18 protein-coding genes and 1 tRNA gene are annotated in these 19,546 nt (G+C 39.1%); 7 read left to right on the top strand and 12 right to left on the bottom strand.

The features are described 5' to 3' along the window. Positions 1 to 9 precede the first annotated feature (9 nt). From MWU78_RS19530 to MWU78_RS19520, 3 genes are all read left to right on the top strand, one after another. Positions 10 to 1,188, top strand: a complete 1,179-nt coding sequence (locus MWU78_RS19530) for a DUF4861 family protein (protein WP_247000953.1) — start codon at positions 10 to 12, stop codon at positions 1,186 to 1,188. A gap of 182 nt (positions 1,189 to 1,370) precedes the next feature. Further along, positions 1,371 to 2,909 (top strand): pyruvate kinase, encoded by a 1,539-nt coding sequence (locus MWU78_RS19525; RefSeq protein ID WP_247000951.1) that lies wholly within the window; start codon positions 1,371 to 1,373, stop codon positions 2,907 to 2,909. Positions 2,910 to 3,279: 370 nt separating this feature from the next. After that, positions 3,280 to 3,759: a DUF2975 domain-containing protein gene (locus tag MWU78_RS19520; protein ID WP_247000949.1), complete on the top strand. Its 480-nt coding sequence runs from the start codon at positions 3,280 to 3,282 to the stop codon at positions 3,757 to 3,759. 163 nt (positions 3,760 to 3,922) lie between these two features. On the opposite strand, the gene MWU78_RS19515 is transcribed toward MWU78_RS19520, so the two are convergent. Beyond that, positions 3,923 to 5,110, bottom strand: coding sequence for a hypothetical protein (locus MWU78_RS19515; protein WP_247000947.1), 1,188 nt, complete (start codon positions 5,108 to 5,110; stop codon positions 3,923 to 3,925). Positions 5,111 to 5,520: 410 nt separating this feature from the next. After that, positions 5,521 to 6,033: a YfcE family phosphodiesterase gene (locus tag MWU78_RS19510; RefSeq protein ID WP_247000945.1), complete on the bottom strand. Its 513-nt coding sequence runs from the start codon at positions 6,031 to 6,033 to the stop codon at positions 5,521 to 5,523. Between the two features lie 238 nt (positions 6,034 to 6,271). On the opposite strand from MWU78_RS19510, the gene MWU78_RS19505 reads away from it, so the two are divergent. Beyond that, complete coding sequence (locus MWU78_RS19505; protein WP_348647115.1) at positions 6,272 to 6,802, top strand: GNAT family N-acetyltransferase; 531 nt, start codon at positions 6,272 to 6,274, stop codon at positions 6,800 to 6,802. A 72-nt stretch (positions 6,803 to 6,874) separates the two neighbouring features. Here the strand turns inward: MWU78_RS19505 and MWU78_RS19500 are convergent, their stop codons facing one another. Together MWU78_RS19500 and MWU78_RS19495 are read right to left on the bottom strand one after the other, a co-directional pair. Further along, positions 6,875 to 7,252 carry a hypothetical protein gene (locus MWU78_RS19500; protein ID WP_247000943.1) on the bottom strand — a complete coding sequence of 126 codons (378 nt, stop codon included), beginning with the start codon at positions 7,250 to 7,252 and terminating at the stop codon, positions 6,875 to 6,877. Positions 7,253 to 7,465: 213 nt separating this feature from the next. Continuing rightward, on the bottom strand, positions 7,466 to 9,262 hold the full coding sequence (locus MWU78_RS19495) for an arylsulfatase (RefSeq protein WP_247000941.1): 1,797 nt from the start codon (positions 9,260 to 9,262) through the stop codon (positions 7,466 to 7,468). A 247-nt stretch (positions 9,263 to 9,509) separates the two neighbouring features. Here MWU78_RS19495 and MWU78_RS19490 point away from each other — a divergent pair, with 247 nt between their 5' ends. Beyond that, positions 9,510 to 11,666, top strand: coding sequence for a cation:proton antiporter (locus MWU78_RS19490; RefSeq protein ID WP_247000939.1), 2,157 nt, complete (start codon positions 9,510 to 9,512; stop codon positions 11,664 to 11,666). A 770-nt stretch (positions 11,667 to 12,436) separates the two neighbouring features. Here the strand turns inward: MWU78_RS19490 and MWU78_RS19485 are convergent. Continuing rightward, positions 12,437 to 13,213, bottom strand: coding sequence for a LuxR C-terminal-related transcriptional regulator (locus MWU78_RS19485; RefSeq protein ID WP_247000938.1), 777 nt, complete (start codon positions 13,211 to 13,213; stop codon positions 12,437 to 12,439). 139 nt (positions 13,214 to 13,352) lie between these two features. Here MWU78_RS19485 and MWU78_RS19480 point away from each other — a divergent pair, with 139 nt between their 5' ends. Both MWU78_RS19480 and MWU78_RS19475 read left to right on the top strand, forming a co-directional pair. Further along, positions 13,353 to 13,946: a hypothetical protein gene (locus MWU78_RS19480; protein ID WP_247000937.1), complete on the top strand. Its 594-nt coding sequence runs from the start codon at positions 13,353 to 13,355 to the stop codon at positions 13,944 to 13,946. Positions 13,947 to 14,058: 112 nt separating this feature from the next. Further along, the gene (locus MWU78_RS19475; RefSeq protein WP_247000936.1) at positions 14,059 to 14,394 is read left to right on the top strand and encodes a hypothetical protein; all 336 of its coding nucleotides are present in this window, start codon (positions 14,059 to 14,061) and stop codon (positions 14,392 to 14,394) included. Positions 14,395 to 14,640: 246 nt separating this feature from the next. Here the strand turns inward: MWU78_RS19475 and MWU78_RS19470 are convergent. From MWU78_RS19470 to ftsA, 7 genes are all read right to left on the bottom strand, one after another. Then, positions 14,641 to 14,714 (bottom strand) — tRNA-Arg (locus MWU78_RS19470). Continuing rightward, a complete protein-coding gene (locus MWU78_RS19465) occupies positions 14,692 to 14,949 on the bottom strand; it encodes a GIY-YIG nuclease family protein (RefSeq protein ID WP_247000935.1) in 258 nt (85 codons plus the stop codon). The genes MWU78_RS19470 and MWU78_RS19465 overlap by 23 nt, the downstream gene beginning before the upstream one ends. Then, positions 14,931 to 15,266, bottom strand: coding sequence for a GIY-YIG nuclease family protein (locus MWU78_RS19460; protein ID WP_247000934.1), 336 nt, complete (start codon positions 15,264 to 15,266; stop codon positions 14,931 to 14,933). The genes MWU78_RS19465 and MWU78_RS19460 overlap by 19 nt, the downstream gene beginning before the upstream one ends. Next, positions 15,248 to 15,583, bottom strand: coding sequence for a GIY-YIG nuclease family protein (locus tag MWU78_RS19455; RefSeq protein WP_247000933.1), 336 nt, complete (start codon positions 15,581 to 15,583; stop codon positions 15,248 to 15,250). The genes MWU78_RS19460 and MWU78_RS19455 overlap by 19 nt, the downstream gene beginning before the upstream one ends. Positions 15,584 to 15,697: 114 nt before the next feature. Continuing rightward, positions 15,698 to 16,150, bottom strand: a complete 453-nt coding sequence (locus tag MWU78_RS19450) for a GatB/YqeY domain-containing protein (RefSeq protein WP_247000932.1) — start codon at positions 16,148 to 16,150, stop codon at positions 15,698 to 15,700. Between the two features lie 94 nt (positions 16,151 to 16,244). Then, positions 16,245 to 18,170, bottom strand: a complete 1,926-nt coding sequence (gene ftsZ, locus MWU78_RS19445) for a cell division protein FtsZ (RefSeq protein ID WP_247000931.1) — start codon at positions 18,168 to 18,170, stop codon at positions 16,245 to 16,247. Between the two features lie 44 nt (positions 18,171 to 18,214). Then, positions 18,215 to 19,543: a cell division protein FtsA gene (gene ftsA / locus MWU78_RS19440; protein ID WP_247000930.1), complete on the bottom strand. Its 1,329-nt coding sequence runs from the start codon at positions 19,541 to 19,543 to the stop codon at positions 18,215 to 18,217. Positions 19,544 to 19,546 lie beyond the last annotated feature (3 nt).

Genomic DNA, 19,546 nt, shown 5'->3' with positions numbered 1-19,546 from the left:
TATGATGTTATGAATTCACTTTATAAATTAGCAGTACTATCCGTTAGTGTCTTGTGCTCAATAGCTTGTGCCGAAAAACAGAATCCATTGATCATTACAGTAAAAAATGTGCTCGATATGGAACGGACTACTGAAACTGTGGAGCTCGGCAAGGGCATCTTAAAGATGGATGACCTATCTTCAATAGGAATTAAAAATACAGAAACCGATCAGCTGGAAATCATCCAAAAGGTGGACAATGATGGGGATGGTACTTGGGATATGATCCTATTTCAACCCAAAATGCCCGCGAATAGCGAAAGTAAATTTGAAATCGTTAAAGTTGGCGAAGGAGAAAATCCCACTGCTCAAGAGTTATGTTATTCCAGATTTGTTCCAGAGCGCACGGATGATTATACCTGGGAAAACAACAAGGTTGCATTTCGGGTGTACGGTCCCACCGCACAAAAGATGATCGAGGACAAGGTTCCGGGAGGCACACTGTCCAGCGGTGTCGATGCCTGGTTGAAGCGGGTAGAATACCCCATAATTGACAAATGGTATAAAGAGGAGCTGAGCGGAGTCAGCAGTTACCACAAGGATACGGGGGAAGGCCTGGATGATTTTCATGTAGGTCCTAGCCGTGGTGTTGGAGGTATTGCAGCTAAGGTAGACAGTACCTACTATTATTCCAAAAACTACACACAGTGGCGTACCATTACCAAAGGGCCAATAAGGACCAGCTTCTATCTGGAATATGAAGATTGGGACGCCAATGGAAAAACCATTAAGGAATCGAGAGTTATAAGCTTGGACCTAGGTCAAAATTTGTCGAAATTCAATATCACCCTAGAAGGTGTTGACCAAATTTCCGCCGGACTCACTCTTCATGAAAAGGATGGTGAGGTTAGCGGCAAGAAGGATAATGGATGGGTAAGTTACTGGCAGCCACATGGTGATTCGGAATTGGGAACCGCAATCATTGCCAACAATGAAACTTTCATCGATTTTGAAAAATACGATGTACCAACAAAGGATCTAAGCAACGCCTACGCACAATTAAAAGTAAAAAATAATACAGTAACCTATTACGCTGGATTTGGATGGAAAAAGAGCGGGCAATTTAACACCAAACAGGACTGGGAGAATTATTTAAATGCATTTTCCGAACAGATCAACCACCCTCTGGAAGTTACATTTAACCCCTAGGGAATATTATTATTTTACAATAAATATGGCAATACCCTTACTCATAATAATGTTTAGAGGTATTGCTTTTTTTATGTTAAATTTTAACTTCTTTTTGTACTTGTACCGGGAAATAACCATGTTTTATATTCGTATTTTTAATATCACAGGCTAGGTCATCATTTTATCAAAATCGACATGTTATGGATATCAAAAAACTGGAAACGGAGCTTGAAAAAATTTACGAAAACCTTCTGAATAATGAGTCTATAGCAGACAGGATTGTCACTTCCGTACATCCTCAATATAAATCCAGTGCCAAAAACCTGTATCGCTATTTACTGCTCCGGAGTTTAGATATTCGTGGGATTCAGAGTGACCTATCCGAAATAGGGATATCTTCCTTGGGAAGCGGGGCCGGGTACGTCTATGAAAATATCTCCAATGCCTTAAAACTTGTGAAATTACTGAACGGTAAAACATGGGAAAAGAATTCAAGCTTGGAAGCTATTGGATACACAGGTAGTAAAAAATTATTGGTAAAACATGCCAATGACCTCTTTAAAACGGAAAGCGGGGAACGGGATACCGAAATAATGGTGACCATGCCAGACGAGGTGACGACCAACAAAAACCTTATCACAAAATTGAGATTGGCAGGCATGGGCATTGCCCGCTTAAACCTTAGCCATGGAAATGAAAAATTATGGAAAAAAATCCTTAAAAATATAGACAGTGTTAAACAGGAATTAAATCTTCCTATAAACGTCTACATGGACCTACCTGGTCCCAAAATTAGAATCAGCAATATTTACACAAGGGTCGAAATTGAAAGATCTATAAAATCCATTCCCTTCCTAAAAATACATAAGGGCACCCAACTACTGTTGATAAAGCCTAATTCGCGAAATCTTTCAGAAGGAAATACTAAACTAGATCCTGCTTTGGAAAATGCCATGATCGAAGTCTCTCTTCCGCAAATCATTGATGACCTTAAAGTGGGGCAATCAGTATTTTTTGATGATGGCGCTATAAGTGCCAAGGTCAGGTCAATCTCTGGCAATTCTGCATCCCTTGTCGTTAAAAACTCTTACAAGAAAAAACTTAGGCCCGGGAAAGGCATCAATTTACCGGATACCCATCTCAGCCTTCCCTCACTAACTCCGGAAGACTTACAGCTATTGCCTTTTATCTCTGCTAATGCAGACCTTATTGGCTACTCTTTTGTTCGCAATGCGGCCGATGTATCCCGGCTTTATGAGGAACTGGACAAACTGGGGAATAATGACATTGGAGTTGTATTTAAAATCGAAAACAGGACCGCTTTTGAGAATTTACCCTCCATTCTCTTTAGAGCCATGAACAGACCAAATATTGGCGTAATGATCGCCAGAGGGGATTTGGCGGTAGAGGTGGGATTTGAACGTATATCTGAAGTACAAAATGAGATACTTTGGTTGTGTGAGGCTGCACAGATACCCGTGATATGGGCCACCCAGGTGTTGGATACTATGGCAAAAAAAGGCATGGCTACTAGAGCCGAAATTTCAGATGCCACCATAAGCGCCCAAGCCGAATGCGTTATGCTCAACAAAGGTCCTTTTATAGTGGAAGCCACTAAAACCTTAAGGAATGTACTCATACGAATGGAAGCCCATTCCCAAAAAACAAAGAAGACCCTTAGAGCCTTGAAAGTAGCCAAAAAAGGGTTGAAGGATATCCACAAGGAATTTCAGCAGTAATAAAATATTGTATGGACCTAAAACACGAGAAAAAAAGAGTGTTGATAGGAATAGCGATAGGCAGCTTGTAGTTCAATTTTAACAAGTATAATACTAAAAAAAATGGTGACCTGGCAATAAGAATAAAGCTCCTAATAGTTGCTACTAAGTGAGCATTTTTAATGCAAAACCAAATAAAAGATTTGCTATATTAGATTAATAATGGGTATATAATTACTGGTTGCTATATAGGCACTTTAACAAACATTGCAGGATAGCTAAACCGCAAGAACAATTTCGACTTCTAAACAAATGGCCAATCGTTAATTTTTATAGGTAGCTGCTAGGATTGTAATGAATATTATTTTCACGATATAGTTTAAAAATCATTATGAAAAGAATTACTATAATTTTTCTTCAGGCAGTCATCGCGCTTATAGCTGTGGTGGCACTTTTCATGATGATACGACTGCCATTGATCGAGGGAAGAGCCGAGAACTTAGACCTGTTCAGCATTTACTTTGACCCATTCATCTTGTATGGCTATGCATCATCGATTGTTTTTTTTATAGCGCTGTATAAAACATTCAAATTACTTGGTTTTATCGGACAAGATAAATTATTTACACTAAACTCGATAAGAACATTAAGAAGTATAAAATATTGCGCAATCATTTTAAGTATTTTAATTGCGATGGCCGGAATATATATTAAGCTATATCACCATAAAGAAGACGACCCTGCTGGTTTTCTTGCCATGTGTATCATATTAACTTTTATTTCCATCACAGTTGCCATTGCTGTGGCAGTGTTTGAAAAAAAATTGCAAAATGCTGTAGATTTAAAATCTGAAAATGACTCAACACCTTAACCTATGCCAATTATTGTGAACCCCCAGGTTATGAGGGCCAAGCGATAAATTTCTTTGAATGAGCTTTTTAAAGGAATAGATTTGACATTATCCAGCATTCCTATTAAAAGGACAGCATTAGCTAAAGCAATTCGTTTTAGCACTTTAGACGCAATCTGGAAACCTACTTTAACGTATCCAAATCAAACGAATAGACGTTACCCAAATCATCTGAGAAAAATATAAGTTTAGGCCCATTGGGTGAAAAACTGGCCTTACTCGATGTAACATCCCCGTTTTTTCCCTTTATTTTGGTCTTCAATTGTATGAGCTCCCTAAACTCCCAGCCATCTTTCTGTCTGACTATTTCATTCACAGAAATAAAATACCGATTGTTCACTTTGTTTTTTACTGAATGTACTTCAAATATTTTTCCTGATTCAACATGGTTAATAATAGGACGGCTAGGGCTAAATCCAGGACTGAGGTTTTCATATGGAATGTTTGTCCATTTGCCCTTCTTGTCCCTTATTCGCAATACAAACTGAGGTTGATTAATTTTGTCCACACTGTTCTTGGTGACCAAGGCCATTTCCCCATTTTCAAACACAGTCGCATTCAGGTGGTCGTCTGCGTTATTATCTCCCTGCTGAACAATTATAGTCCCTGACCATTTATTGGGAGCATCCCCATCATAATGGATTCGCTCATTGATGGATTGAGTATTTTGGTTGGACCAGATAACTGATACTTGATTTTTTAGTCGGACTATCAAGGAGATATCATCTTTATTGATATCCTCCGCCAGCGTAAATGGATCTGACCAATCCCTACCATTGGAGGAATGCCAAACCATGATATTTTCATTCATGTCGGCACAAACCCAATATTCATTTTTTGAATCCTGTGTAATAGTAGCAGTTTCAATAGAGTGGCAGTCCTGAGAAATGGGAAGATAACTCTTCCATTGATGTTCGTATTGTTTGCTATGATGGGAATAAGTCACTTGAGCTACATTCAATGCACATTCCCCAACAAAGACAATATGCGCCTCATCGCCTTTGCTTAAAACGTCGGCCCTACTCGGTAAGCTATGCCATTCGCTATTGATCGCAGATTGACCCCTCCATCCCGAAACATCCTTTTTCAATAATTTAGGACCGTCTTCATCACCTACCACCAGCCATTGCCCATAATCGTTTGTCCATGATTTTGATTGAGGTTTATCCGCAGTAGCATCACCGAAACTAACTTTGAAGATAGGATCTAAATAAAGCTCAGGAGTTTTGGTTTTTTGGGAAATTGTGCCATATCCATATATCAATAGACAAAAAGGTGGGAGACATAGAAGTAAAATGCTTTTAAGTTTCATCGCGTTCAAAATTTGGAAGCCAATTTAATCTTTTAAACTTGGGAGCTAGTCTATGGAAAAAATATCAATGTTATACAATTGGTGACCATTACTTGTAAAAAGCATTGATTAATTTGAATCGATGTCAATAAGGTCTCATCCTGTACTTATGAACCCATGACTTAATATATTACAGAACGAATTAATAAATACCAATGCCAAACCAATAAAAAGTACTTGTCACATTCTACGTCATAGATCTTCAATTCATTCTCTTAAACATCAATAATCGAATATCCATAACTTCTCCAGGAATTCTTATTGCTTTGAGCATTAGGTTTCCCCTCGCTGCCGCGAGCCTGTATTAGCCTTCAATCTGGCTTACCTAAGTCGGCAGACGTAGCTTAGCATAGTCCTATACACCTACAGGTTCAAATTTGATAAATTTTCGCTTTTAGCAGGTCGGTATCCAATACCAAATAAGTTGCGGGAATATCCATTAGCTTTCCTCCGTGATAACCCATTATGGCCCCTGGATTGATCAATAGGGTGTCGCCAACCATTTCATCGTTAACTACGGTATGATTATGTCCATAGCACACAATGTCGAAACCTCCATTCTCAGCGATTGCCCTAGCTTTTTCAGGGTAGTGGTTCATAGCCAATGATCTACCGCCTAAGTGACTTCTAAAATATTCTCCATGAATGTGAATATTTGAATATTTCTTAGAATTCTCTATGATAGCCGCAACATCCCCATCGTTATTGCCCAATACAATATGGATTGGATTGGAATACGCACGCCCCAGTAAATGTATTACAAAGGGGGAACAAAGGTCACCACAAAACAGCATCGCTTCCGTAGCCCGAAGTTCCGGCATGGACAAGGCTTTTTGCAGGTTCCAGATGTTGTCGTGAATGTCGGAAATTACGGTGATTTTCATTAGCAGTATATATTGGTATCCTTAGTGTTCTAAAAACAGTAACTGGGCTTTTAATCCATCCATTAATTAAACTAAGGCTGTTATTTTTTAGAAATTCCAGGGTAAATTATAAGCATGTCTTTTTTTAGTATTTTGCCTATTGCAGCCCGTGTACCTGAAAAACCATTAAATTCACTCGCGGTTGCGAGCCTTGGTCGCAGATACATGAATAATCATCCCTTTAGGACAAACAAAGTTAGTGAATTTTAATATGAGGCCCTATAAGACGTTTGAAACAGAAAGGCTAATCCTAAAACCCACCACGGAAGAGGATGCAGCGTTTATTTATGAGCTGTTCAACACTCCCAAGTGGCTTAAAAACATTGGGGACAGAAATATAAGCTCGCCCGAAATGGCAAAAGAGTATATTTTAACCAAAATGCAACCGCAACTGGAACGACTTGGATTTTCCAATTATACCCTTATAAGAAAAACGGACAAAATAAAAATTGGATGTTGTGGATTATATGATAGGGAGGGATTGGAAGGCATCGATATTGGCTTTGCCTTTTTACCAGAATATGAAGGCAAAGGTTTTGCCTTTGAAGCCACTGACAAATTAAAAAATGCAGCCTTCAAGGAATTCGGGCTCCATGCCCTTAGTGCCATAACCTCCAAACACAATGTTGCCTCCCAAAAATTGCTGGAAAAACTTGGTATGGCCTTAGCGGGAACAACAACCCTTCCCAACAGCAAGGAAGAATTGCTTTTATATACCATTGAATTATAATATCCATTCCATAAAAATTGGCCATCAATGGATATCCCTAAATTACAGTAGAGTACAAACCATTAGACTGGATTACGCTCCAAATTCGGCCATTTTGATGCCTACATGGGTAATTACCTCATTGAATTCCTTAGTTGGATTAAAATCGATCAATTTAATATCTTCCTTAACGATGGCCGTATGACCCGAAGGCATATAAAAGACATCCCCCTTAGTGAGCAATTCTTCTTTTCCATCATCATAAATGACCAACATAGCACCCTCCAATACATACCCCCAATGAGGGCAGTGGCAGCTATTATTAGCCAATCCTTGTAGGAGTGGGGTAAAATCAGTGCCCTTGGGCAATTCATTGAAACAAACGGTCATGCCCCCAAAATTGGGTTGGGCCCGCATTCTGGTGTCCGGTGACTGCATTGTAGTCGGAATACTTTCTTTGTTAATTTTCATGGTCTATGTGTTTAGTATGCAATAATTTACAAAAAAAAACACCAATACAACAAAAGTTCATTTAAAAAACACAAAAGCCAAAGTCGTTGTACAACACTACAGTATTTGAACAGGAGCGACATAAAATTTACCCAATGATCTCTATTTGGACTTAAAGTAAAAGGCTAAGTGAGCTAAGGGTGATAACTTCGAATCCCAGTTGCCCGTACCATATCAGTTCCCCCTCTTAAACATCAATAATCGGACATCCATAACTTCTTCTCCAGGAATTTTTAGTGCTTTAAGTGTTAAATTGCCCCTACCCTTTTTCAGTTGCATCTTACCTAAATCCATAGGAATAAAATCTTTGGTATATGATTCAATTCTGGGATCCCGATCTCTACTTTCCCCTACCAACGGGGGATCATGTGCCTTACTAATCGTTCCTTTCAGGGAACTCTCCCCTAATCGCAATTCAAATTCAGACCCTAAATCCCGTTCTTTGGCCGTGTAATAAAGTACTACCTCAAATTCTCCATCGGCCAGAACGTCCACATCCCAGCTGATGCTATCCTTTGTGCTTTTCCAATTTGTAAAAAAGGTATCGTTGGGATGCCTATTACTCCGTTCTATATTGCCATGCGCTACCCCGTCCCGGGCGGGAATCTGGGTGTATATATAATCAGGATGCCCCAAAGTAAAAGGCCGATCCTCCGTCTCCTTGGATTTTGGCATTACTTCTTGCAACCAATCGCTTTTTAACCGTTTCAAAGAATCTGCAAGCTGCGGCAGTTTCCCAGAAAGGTCTGTGGTCTGTCCGCCATCCTTTTCCATATCATAAAGTCTGTCCTCACTATCCAAGCGATATTTTTGCGTACGGATACTTGTACTTCTGTTCCAATGATTATAGACCACCCTATCGTCCCAACTGGCGTTATCCTCCATCAACAAGGGCTTTAAGCTTTTTCCGTCCAATGGCTTAAGGGTTTTCACCTGGATTTGTGCTAATTCGGATAAAGTGGGCAATAAATCTATAGAACTTGCTATTTGTGAAATCCGTTTTCCTTGAGGCAGCTTGTCCTTCCATTGCATCACCAGAGGAGATCGCACCCCTCCTTCATCGGTAGATCCTTTCTTGCCCCGCAGACCACCATTCCAACGCCATCCGTTGGGACCATTGTCCGATAGATACACTACGATGGTATTTTCTTCCAGTTTCAAGTCTTTAAGCTTGTTGAATACCCGGCCCACATTGTAGTCAATATTTTCTACCATTGCCAGGGCAGCCCTGGTAAAGTTTTCGTTTTCCTTTTCTTCTCCATGATATTTCATGGCAAGCTCCTTGTCTTTAAAACGACCCCAAAATTCATCCGGAACCTGCATGGGGCTATGTGGCGTATTATAGGGCAAATAAAGGAAGAAAGGCTTATCCTTATTCTTATCTATAAAATCTATCCCCTTGTTGGTAAGATCATCAATTATGAATCCCTCTCCCTTTACTATTTCCCCATTATGTTCCAACATGGGACTAAAATAATTTCCCCAATGTCCTGAGCAGAATCCATAAAAATCATCAAAGCCTCTGGCATTGGGATGATAGGGCGGTTGCATGCCGTTATGCCATTTTCCATAAGCCGCAGTGGTATACCCAGCCTCCTTGAACACCTGTGCAATAGTCGTTTCATCCAAGTTTAAACGTTCCCCTCCGGCAGAAGTGGAATAAACCCCCAATCTTGGAAAGTACCGGCCGGTCAACAATTCGGCCCTGGTAGGAGAACAAACAGGACTTACATAAAAATGATCGAACATAACCCCGTTTTTGGCAATAGCATCGATGTTCGGGGTTTGCAGATTAGTGTTTCCCGTTATACCCAGATCCCCCCATCCCTGATCGTCTGCCAATATGAGAACAATATTCGGTTTGTCTGTGCGTTGGGGACTGGAAACTAAATTGGGCTTTACCTTGTCCTTGCAAGAAACAAATGTCACCAATATGGCCAGCACCATATACTTAAATTGCAAATACCTCATTTGGTTGTTATTTTGGAAGTATAAGGTATGAAATCCATATAATTTCCCAAGAAATTATTCATCAAGCTGAGTTAAGCCACTTTTTCCATGTTTTCAACTAAGGAGACAAGGACTCCAAAGGGATTGGAAGGCCTACCATAAGGTGAATTAAAGAATCGTTTAGTGGAAGAATTCTTTCCCGAAACGCATATTATTAACCAAAAATAGTTGAATTTAGAGTTGTCCTAAAAAGGGGAAAGTCTACAAGATGACAGATTTTTTTAAACACTTCATGCACGAATTTGAATTGCCATTGGGAAATCCAGTTCTGATATTCTCTTTAATCTTATTTATCATCCTGTTATCTCCCATTCTATTGAGAAAATTAAATATTCCCGGAATAATAGGCTTAATAATTTCGGGAGTTGTAGTTGGTCCTTTTGGACTCAATATTCTTGAAAAAAATTCTGCGATCGATCTCTTTTCTACTATTGGACTGTTGTACATCATGTTCATAGCTGGGCTTGAACTTGATATGAACCAGTTTAAATCGAACCGAAATAAAAGTCTCTTATTTGGACTTTTTACATTCATTTTCCCACTAGCAATCGGTTTCCCTGTTTGTTTTTTCTTTCTCGAATATGACTTTAATGCCAGTTTTCTTACTGCCAGCATGTTTGCAACCCATACATTGGTTGCATATCCCATAGTAAGTAAATTAGGAGTCTCGAAAAATCAAGCCGTTGCAATTACTGTTGGAGGAACCATATTGACGGACACGGCCGTTCTAATCATCCTAGCCGTAATTATGGGCAACAGTCAGGGTAACCTGGACATGGCATTTTGGATACGATTGGGCGTTTCATTAACTGTTTTTTCGGCTATTATGTTCTTTGTTATTCCTAGAATTGCGAATTGGTTTTTTCGTAAACTGGAAAGTGAAAAACACTCACATTATATTTTTGTTCTTTCAATTGTGTTTTTTGCGGCTTTCTTGGCTGAATTGGCAGGAGTTGAACCGATCATTGGTGCATTTGTCGCAGGATTGGCTTTAAACAAGCTTATCCCCCATTCTTCGGCATTAATGAATAGAATACAATTTATAGGCAATTCCCTATTCATTCCCTTTTTCTTGATAAGCGTAGGAATGTTGGTTGATGTCAGTGTTATTCTAAATGGTAAAATGGCTCTTGTTGTAGCGGCAACGCTTTCAGTTGTTGCGTTATTTGGAAAATGGTTTGCTGCGTTGGTTACTCAGTTTGCTTTAAAATATTCCAAAACACAACGCCAACTAATTTTTGGTTTAAGCAGTTCACATGCCGCCGCAACACTTGCGGTGATTTTGGTGGGCTATAAGGCGCAAATTCTTGATGAAAATATTTTGAACGGAACAATTATACTTATTTTAATCACCTGCGTTGTTGCATCCTTTGCCACAGAAAAAGCCGCTAAAAAACTTGTCCTTGAGACAGAAGATGACACCACGGGCTTATTGAAATCAAACGGCCCACATAACGAACATATATTATTACCAATTGCCAATATCGAGAACATGGAAAAACTTCTCGAATTTTCGATTCTTATAAAAGGAACAAAATCAGCCAATCCCTTATCTGTTCTTTCGGTAGTTTCCAATAATGAGGAAGCGGAAACAAATATTTTTAAAGCCAGAAACAAACTTGAAGAATTTGTAGAACAAGCATCTGCAACGGAAACGAAAGTAAGTATCATTACCACAATTGACCATAATGCAGCCAGCGGAATATCTCGTATTGCAAGAGAAATAATGGCGGACATCATTGTTCTGGGATGGCCAAAACGTACCGGATTTATTGACAAACTGATTGGGGAAAAAGTGGACAGCATTATAAGCAACACCGACAAAACTACTTTTATCTGTCATTTTGAAAAACCCTTGGTATTACACAAAAGAATTGTAATTGCAGCTCCTCCTCTAACAGAACATGAAAACGGCTTCGAACTTTGGTTTTCGAAAATTGCAAAATTGGCTCAGGAATTAAGTGTGCCTATACAGTTATACTGCAATGAATTAACACTAAAATCCGTTAAAAACTTGGTTAAAGATTCTAAATTATCGGCCACAATTACCGCTAGTCATTTCAGTGATTGGGAAGATTTCCTGATTCTCTCAAGAAACATACGTGAAGATGATTTGTTTGTTTTGGTTTCTGCCCGTAAAGGCGCCGCATCGTATATGGTTATGCTCGAAAATCTCCCGTCCAAAGTAGAAAAACATTTTCCCAATAATAGCCGACTTATCATATATCCACAGCAGTTCGTTCAGAATTTTGGCAGCAAGCGATCTGATCAAATTAACCCTGAACCACTGAACAAAGGAATTGAAACCATACAAAAGATCAGTAAGGGAATTGGAAATATTTTTAAAAAGGATAACAAGGAATAATCCGTTGGAAGAATACAAATTCAGGCGAAGACCTATTCCCTTGTTTATGGCTTAAGTGATTTAGAGGACACAAATGGAATTTAGGTTTATAATAATTCTTAGATCATGTAGCCTTGTCATCTCTGAAAAAGGAAGCATAAAATGAACAGGTATATCTAATAGGATTGTCTGAACCCTTGAGATTGCCTATTTAATTTTGTAAATTACATAACAGCAATTCTCAAAAAAACAATGCTTATCAATTTATTTCCTTTACTACTTCAATTACCTATAGGCACACGAAACCCTGATGATAATAAGCCTATCGATATAACAAGCACATTTGATGTAATTGTATATATTATTTTACCTGTTCTAGCGATCATATTTTACATCCTTTGGAGGAAGATGAAGAATAGGGATAAGAATTAAAATGTGCTATTGATACCTTGTCCAAGTGTTTTTTACTAAAAAGCATTGAAAAATCCCTTTTTAAACTATTATGGAAATGTTTGAGACTATTGTAGGTCGAAAGAAAGATTACTGGTGATTTGGGTAGCAATGCCCACAAGTATCCCTAAATAAAGATATGTAAACACCATGATTATTGGGTTTTGTGAAAATTGTGGCACAATAAGTAGTAGAGAACCCACGGAAACTGGCATTGATCAAAAAGCCCCTATTTTTACTGAAATTAGGTGTTTTAGACTTTATGAAATGCAGTTCATAAATTATGTCCTTTTGTCATTGAATTGGAACAACTCGACGTGAGTTTGGATCATCCGTATGGATCAAATAGTTCCGTTCATAATGCACTGAGCAATGAGTTCCGGAGTATTTTTATATCCAGACTTCCTTAAAATATTCTTTTTATGGGTATTTATCGTATGGGGGGATACAAACAATTGCTTAGCTATCTCAATGAATTTTTTTCCTTTGGCCAATTCTTTTATGATTTCTATCTCACGCTTGGAATAAATAGATTTCGAAGCTATATCATTAGGATTAAATATACTTTTAGGACTAATGTTATAATAAGAAGGTCTATTGGTGCCAATGAAGGAAACCTTTTGGTGAAACGGGATATTCAAATAGGTGATATCCGTATGAATACCTAATACTTGTTGTATTTTGCCATCTTCTGATGCGCTCAAAGCCTTCACTTGATGTAAGATAGTCCTATATGTACCGTCGGCGTGCAGCATTCTAAACATATAAACAATCTTATAAAGTAAAATATCATCTTTTGAAATCCTGTTCAGGGAAAAATCGAAGGCCAGGGCTTCCTTCTCATGCATTTTCTCAAGGTCTTCGGGATGCATTAAGGAAAATACCTTTTCCATCGTAAATTCTTCTGGGGCAATGCCCAAAACTTCCCTTGTTCCTTCATTGACAAATTCCATTTTCAAATCTTCAAAGTTTAGAATGTAGTAATAGAAAGGTCCGACTGAAAAGAGAAATGAAATCTGATCCAAAATCTCTGAGAAGAGTACTTTTTTGTTAGGGCTTAGGATTTTGTTTCGAGATTCCCAAACGCTCAATACCTGGGCAATATCGTTTTCCTTCATAGGGGGAAGTTTATCAGTAATTGTTCAATTAAAGATATGTTAAAATACCCAATCTTGGGTATTTCGTGTCGTGGAGTTATAGTATAAATTCGATATAACGCATTTGATCAATTCATATAATAATTTAAAGGCCATCGAAATGAAATCTAAAATGAAAAGTTGTTTGATTATTGCATCCTTTTTAGGATCTCTTAGCACATTAGCTCAAGAAAAGCCAATTAGAATTGGAGTTAAAATTGGTTATCCGAATGCTTTGGGTGGTAACATTGAATATGTCACACCTTTATTAGGCAAAAAATTGGCACCATCTATAGAGTATTCAACATTGTCTCCGGAAAAGCTTTTAGAGATTGAAAAATTTGATTATTCCTATTTACAGTTTGGTTTTAATTATTATTTCTTCAAACCTGGGAAGGGCTTATATTCCAATTTGAGCTATGGAATTCTTAAAACTGAAATAATAGATTCCGGGTATTCGTCAGATACTGATTATAATAAAACTGGAACTGGTTATGTGAAGTTATTGAATAAATCAGTCAATCTTAAGCTCGGGGCTAAACTGGGGTCAGGCTTCTATTTTCGTCCCGAGATTGGATATGCTTTAACCCCTGTACCCGAATTTTTGGATACGACCGTAAAATTTTCTGATGGCACCTCAGAAGTACAACAAGAAAGTATCAGCCCATTAAATTCAGGTTTGATGTTCAATTTTGGTTTTGGGGCGGCTTTTTAATTTAAAAAAATGAAAAGTTTTGACTAGGCTATAAATTAATAAATAGAATATTCCATAACCATATTACGATTTGACCCTTGATAATGAATAATCCAAATAAATCCAATTTGATATGAAAATTACAAGAAAAATTATATCACTGGTTTGCATGTTGTTTTGCATGTTATTATTTAATTCTTGTTGTAGGAATTGTGATGAATTGGTAGCTGAGGAGAACATAACGGAAGAAGTATTAATTGACGATTTGGCAATAATTGTAACGGAAGATTTAAATACTCCAATTATTTTTACACATAAAGATGGTTCAACAGTCTCATTACTTGATGGAAATGGAACATTCGATGGATTTATATTTATTGATGGTTTTACATCTCTGCTTATGAATTTCGACGAAATGACCAAATTACCTAGCAAACTAATTACTTCTGATGGTGATGTCGGTATTTAGAACATAGAGATTGGCTGTGCCTTCCCCACAAAGCTCCGCTTTGAAAACCACAAAAAGTTATGCTTCGCTATACTTCAAAAAAGAAGCGAGAATCGAACTGGATTACGAAAATGGGATTGGCTGCGCCCTTCCCTACAAAGCTCCGCTTTGAAAACCACAAAAAGTTATGCTTCGCTTTACTTCAAAAAAGAAGCGAGCTTCCTTTTTGAAGCTCGCTTGCACAACCACTTTTTTGTGGTTTATTCGTGACCCCGGAGGGATTCAAACCCCCAACCCTCAGAGCCGAAATCTGATGCGCTATTCAGTTGCGCCACGGGGCCGTACATTTAATTTTCTCCAACGCCTTCCTGCAGCCGATTTTAGATACTTTTCTCTTTCTCTAGCTGCCAATCTGGTCTCGTAGTCCTCCATCAGTACTACTTCCCAAGGAACGTAAGCCTTGGTCGATTTTGTCCTTCCAGAATTATGCTGTTTTATACGAACTTGAATATTATTCGTAATACCAACATAATATCTTTCAAAACTACTACTATATATTACATAGACCTTATACATTCGTAACTAAATCCGATGCGCCCCGCCCGAACGTACCAACGGCAGTTCGGTACGGACGGGTATTCAGTTGCGCCACGGGGCCGTACATTTAATTTTCTCCAACGCCTTCCTGCAGCCGATTTTAGATACTTTTCTCTTTCTCTAGCTGCCAATCTGGTCTCGTAGTCCTCCGTCAGTACTACTTCCCAAGGAACGTAAGCCTTGGTCGATTTTGTTTTTCCAGAATTATGCTGTTTGATACGAACTTCAATGTTATCCGTAATCCCAATATAATATCTTTCAAAACTACTACTATATATTACATAGACCCTATACATTCGTAATAAAATCTGATGCGCCCCGCCCGAACGTACCAACGGTAGTTCGGTACGGGCGGGTATTCAGTTGCGCCACGGGGCCGTACATTTAATTTTCTCCAACGCCTTCCTGCAGCTGATTTTAGATACTTTTCTCTTTCTCTAGCTGCCAATCTGGTCTCGTAGTCCTCCATAAGTACTACTTCCCAAGGAACGTAAGCCTTGGTCGATTTTGTCCTTCCAGAATTATGCTGTTTTATACGAACTTGAATATTATTCGTAATACCAACATAATATCTTTCAAAACTACTACTATATATTACATAGACCTTATACATTCGTAACTAAATCCGATGCGCCCCGCCCGAACGTACCAACGGCAGTTCGGTACGGGCGGGTATTCAGTTGCGCCACGGGGCCAAATATTGACCTATATGGTCAGATATACTTTCTTAATTGGCTAGTTTAGCCTTTACGATATTGGAAATGGTTTTCCCATCCGCTTTTCCTGCCAATTCTTGGGATACAATTCCCATAACCTTGCCCATATCTTTCATTCCAGCAGCACCAACAGTATCGATGGCCTGTACTACAACCTTTTCAATTTCTTCCTCCGTCAATTGCTCTGGTAAAAACTTTTCTATTACCAATGCCTGTGCCAATTCCGGCTCGGCCAAATCTTCACGTCCCTGTTCCTTATAAATAGCGGCACTATCCTTACGCTGCTTTACTAATTTTTGAACCAGCTTTACTTCTTCTTCCTCAGACAGTTCAGTCCCCGGTCCTGTTTCGGTCTGCGCCAACAATAGAGCAGATTTTATAGCGCGTAACGACTCCAATGCTACGGTGTCCTTGGCCCTCATTGCCGCCTTCATATCCTCCATTACTCTTTGCTGTAAACCCATAACTCTTTTTTAGCCCTGCGAAGATAAAAATAAACCCGAAAATAAAAGCTATTTTCGGGTTTAAACTTTGTTAATAATAGTACACCAAATCCTACTAGTCTACATTATCATGTAAATAAGAGTTGTTGGAGCGCAATTGGATATCTTCATTACTATCCTCGCTAAGGCTAGTTCTAGAAACCTTATTCTCCCTAGGGTTTTCATTTAAGTTTACTCCCTGTCTCTTATAAGCTGGCTGCTTGGATATTTCGTCCAAGTTACTAAGACTATTCTGGAATTTATAATTGAAATCCTTTAGTTTCCTTCTTCTTTCGTCTGCCCGTTCCTTTAAAAGGATTTCTATCGGGGTGTTAACGGGGTCTTCATCCTCCACATTCACCCTAGACTGATTTGATTCCTGATTTGCAACGGTGCGCTTTTCAAATACCAACTCATCTTCAACAATACGTGGCTCAAACTTTTCTGCCTTGGATTGGGCTCCCGTAAGCTTCTTCTCCAACTCCATATAATCATCCAAACTGTAGCGCTTTTCCCCATTCTTATTGTATTCCAGAACTGGTATAACCTCTACATGATCTTTTACTTCCAAATCCCTTACCTCTTCATCCAAATCGAAGGTGATGATATGTTGGGCCTCTTCTTCCTCCTCGGTAGGCTTTTTGGCCAAAGGCATATCAAAACTAAATGCAAACTGATCTTCCTCGATATCCTTATTGGATACTACTCGGGGATCCACTACCTCTATATCCTTAATTTCATCGGAGGCATTTATTATGATAAAATCGTCTTGAACATTTTCAGCTACAACTTCCTCATAGAACACATTAAAGTTCTTAATGAAATTGGTAGTAGGAATCAAATCCATTTGCGACTCCTGTTGTACCTGAGTAGGCTTTACTGGAGATGCCGTAATTTCCTCTTCTTCGACCAACTGGTGAACAACGTTCTTAGGAGTTAGATTATGCTCCGCTCGTTGTTCATCTTCTAACGTATGAATGATTTTTTTGGATTCGGTATTTACTATATCATCCTGTTGATCAATATTAAAACCCGTGGCAATAACCGTAACTGCGATTGCCTCGCCCAGTCCCTCATCTTCACCAACACCCATTATGATATTAGCACCGAAACCGGCCTCATTTTGAATATGGTCGTTTATTTCACCTATTTCATCAATCGTAATTTCTTGAGAACCTGAAACAATAAGTAGAAGCACATTCTTGGCTCCTGTAATTTTGTTGTCATTGAGCAGAGGGGAATCCAACGCTTTCATGATAGCTTCATGAGCCCTGGATGATCCAGATGATATGGCCGATCCCATTATGGCCGTACCACTACTGCTCAATACAGTCTTGGCGTCACGTAAATCTATGTTCTGAGTATAGTGATGTGTAATTACCTCGGCAATACCACGAGCCGCAGTAGCCAACACTTCATCTGCTTTGGAAAAACCAGCCTTAAATCCCAAATTGCCGTATACTTCCCTTAATTTATTATTATTGATAACAATCAAGGAATCTACATTGGCACGTAATTTTTCAATTCCCAACTGAGCTTGTTGGCAACGCATTTTACCTTCAAATTGAAAAGGCATGGTAACGATCCCCACTGTAAGAACGTCCATTTCCTTTGCCATTTTTGCAATGACAGGGGCAGCACCAGTACCTGTTCCCCCGCCCATTCCAGCAGTAATAAAGATCATTTTTGTTGTAGGCTCAAGCATTTGCTTGATCTCTTCCATACTTTCAATAGCCGCTTGTTCCCCAACTTCAGGATTGGCACCAGCGCCCAATCCTTCTGTCAATGAAACTCCCAATTGTATCTTATTGGGTACCGGACTATTGTGAAGTGCTTGCGAATCGGTATTGCAAATCACAAAATCCACCCCGTTAATACCGGCTTGGAACATATGATTAATTGCATTACTACCGCCTCCGCCAACACCAATGACTTTAATTACGTTGCTTTGATTTTTGGGCAAATCAAAGGCTATACTTTCAAATTCAGTGTTCTTGCTCATATTTTTTATTTTACTGGTTTACTATACTGTTCTTAATCTTTAATCTATTCCGCATTATCCAAGAAGTCCTTCAGTTTCTCGGACCATTTATCAAAAATAGATTTGCGCTCCTTTTTAAGGGCCGTTTTGGTCTGGGTATGATCTTCCCCCGTAAAAACATCTTGATCAACATCCTTATCGGCAACCTCTTGATTTACTTCCCTTACTTTGGCCCTGTTCTGCACCGCGTTCATCAATAATCCCACAGCTGTTGCATATAATGGGCTGGCTATTTCCTCATCCGAATCGCCTGCCAGGTGTTCGTTGGGATAACCGATCCTAGTGTCCATTCCCGTAATATATTCCACCAATTGCTTAAGGTGTTTCAACTGGCTTCCACCGCCAGTCAATACGATGCCTCCAATTAATTTCTTCTTTTGCTCATCGTGCCCATAATTCTTAATCTCCACATACACCTGCTCCACAATCTCCACTACTCGGGCATGTATTATCTTGGATAAATTTTTCAAGGTGATTTCCTTTGGCTCCCGCCCTCTCAAGCCTGGGATGGAAACAATTTCATTATCCTTATTTTCCCCTGGCCAGGCCGAACCAAACTTGATCTTTAATAGTTCAGCTTGCTTTTCAATAATGGAACAACCTTCCTTAATATCTTCGGTAATTACATTTCCTCCAAACGGAATAACTGCGGTATGCCGGATTATTCCATCCTTAAAAATGGCCAAGTCCGTGGTACCACCACCTATATCGATCAGAGCAACACCTGCCTCTTTTTCTTCCTGACTTAAAACCGCATTCGCGGAAGCTAAAGGTTCCAAAGTTATATTACCAAGATCAAGACCGGCACTTTTTATACATCTTCCCACATTTCGGATAGAGGAAACCTGTCCCACAACCACATGAAAGTTGGCCTCTAGTCGTCCTCCATACATCCCCATTGGCTGCTTTATCTCCGCTTGTCCATCTACCTTAAATTCTTGCGGTAGGACATGTATTATTTCCTCACCTGGCAGCATTACCAATTTATAAACCTGATTGCAAAGCTTTTCCACGTCATCTTCATTGATAACTTCTTCGGATTTAGCCCTGGTTATATAATCGCTATGTTGTAAACTTCTTATGTGCTGTCCGGCAATACCCACAACTACAGAGCTTATTTTTAAACCCGAATTGGCTTCTGCCAGTTCAACAGCTTGCTGTATAGACTTGATGGTCTGAGTAATATTATTAACCACACCACGGTGCACTCCCAAACTCTTAGATCTACCAATACCCAAAATTTCAATCTTGCCATACTCATTCTCCTTACCAATGATGGCTACAATTTTGGTGGTTCCAATATCCAACCCAACTGAATAATTACCTTGTTCCATATC

The organism is Arenibacter sp. F26102, from assembly GCF_023015865.1.
Lineage (GTDB): Bacteria > Bacteroidota > Bacteroidia > Flavobacteriales > Flavobacteriaceae > Arenibacter.
This window is presented reverse-complemented; position numbering and strand designations above follow the sequence as displayed.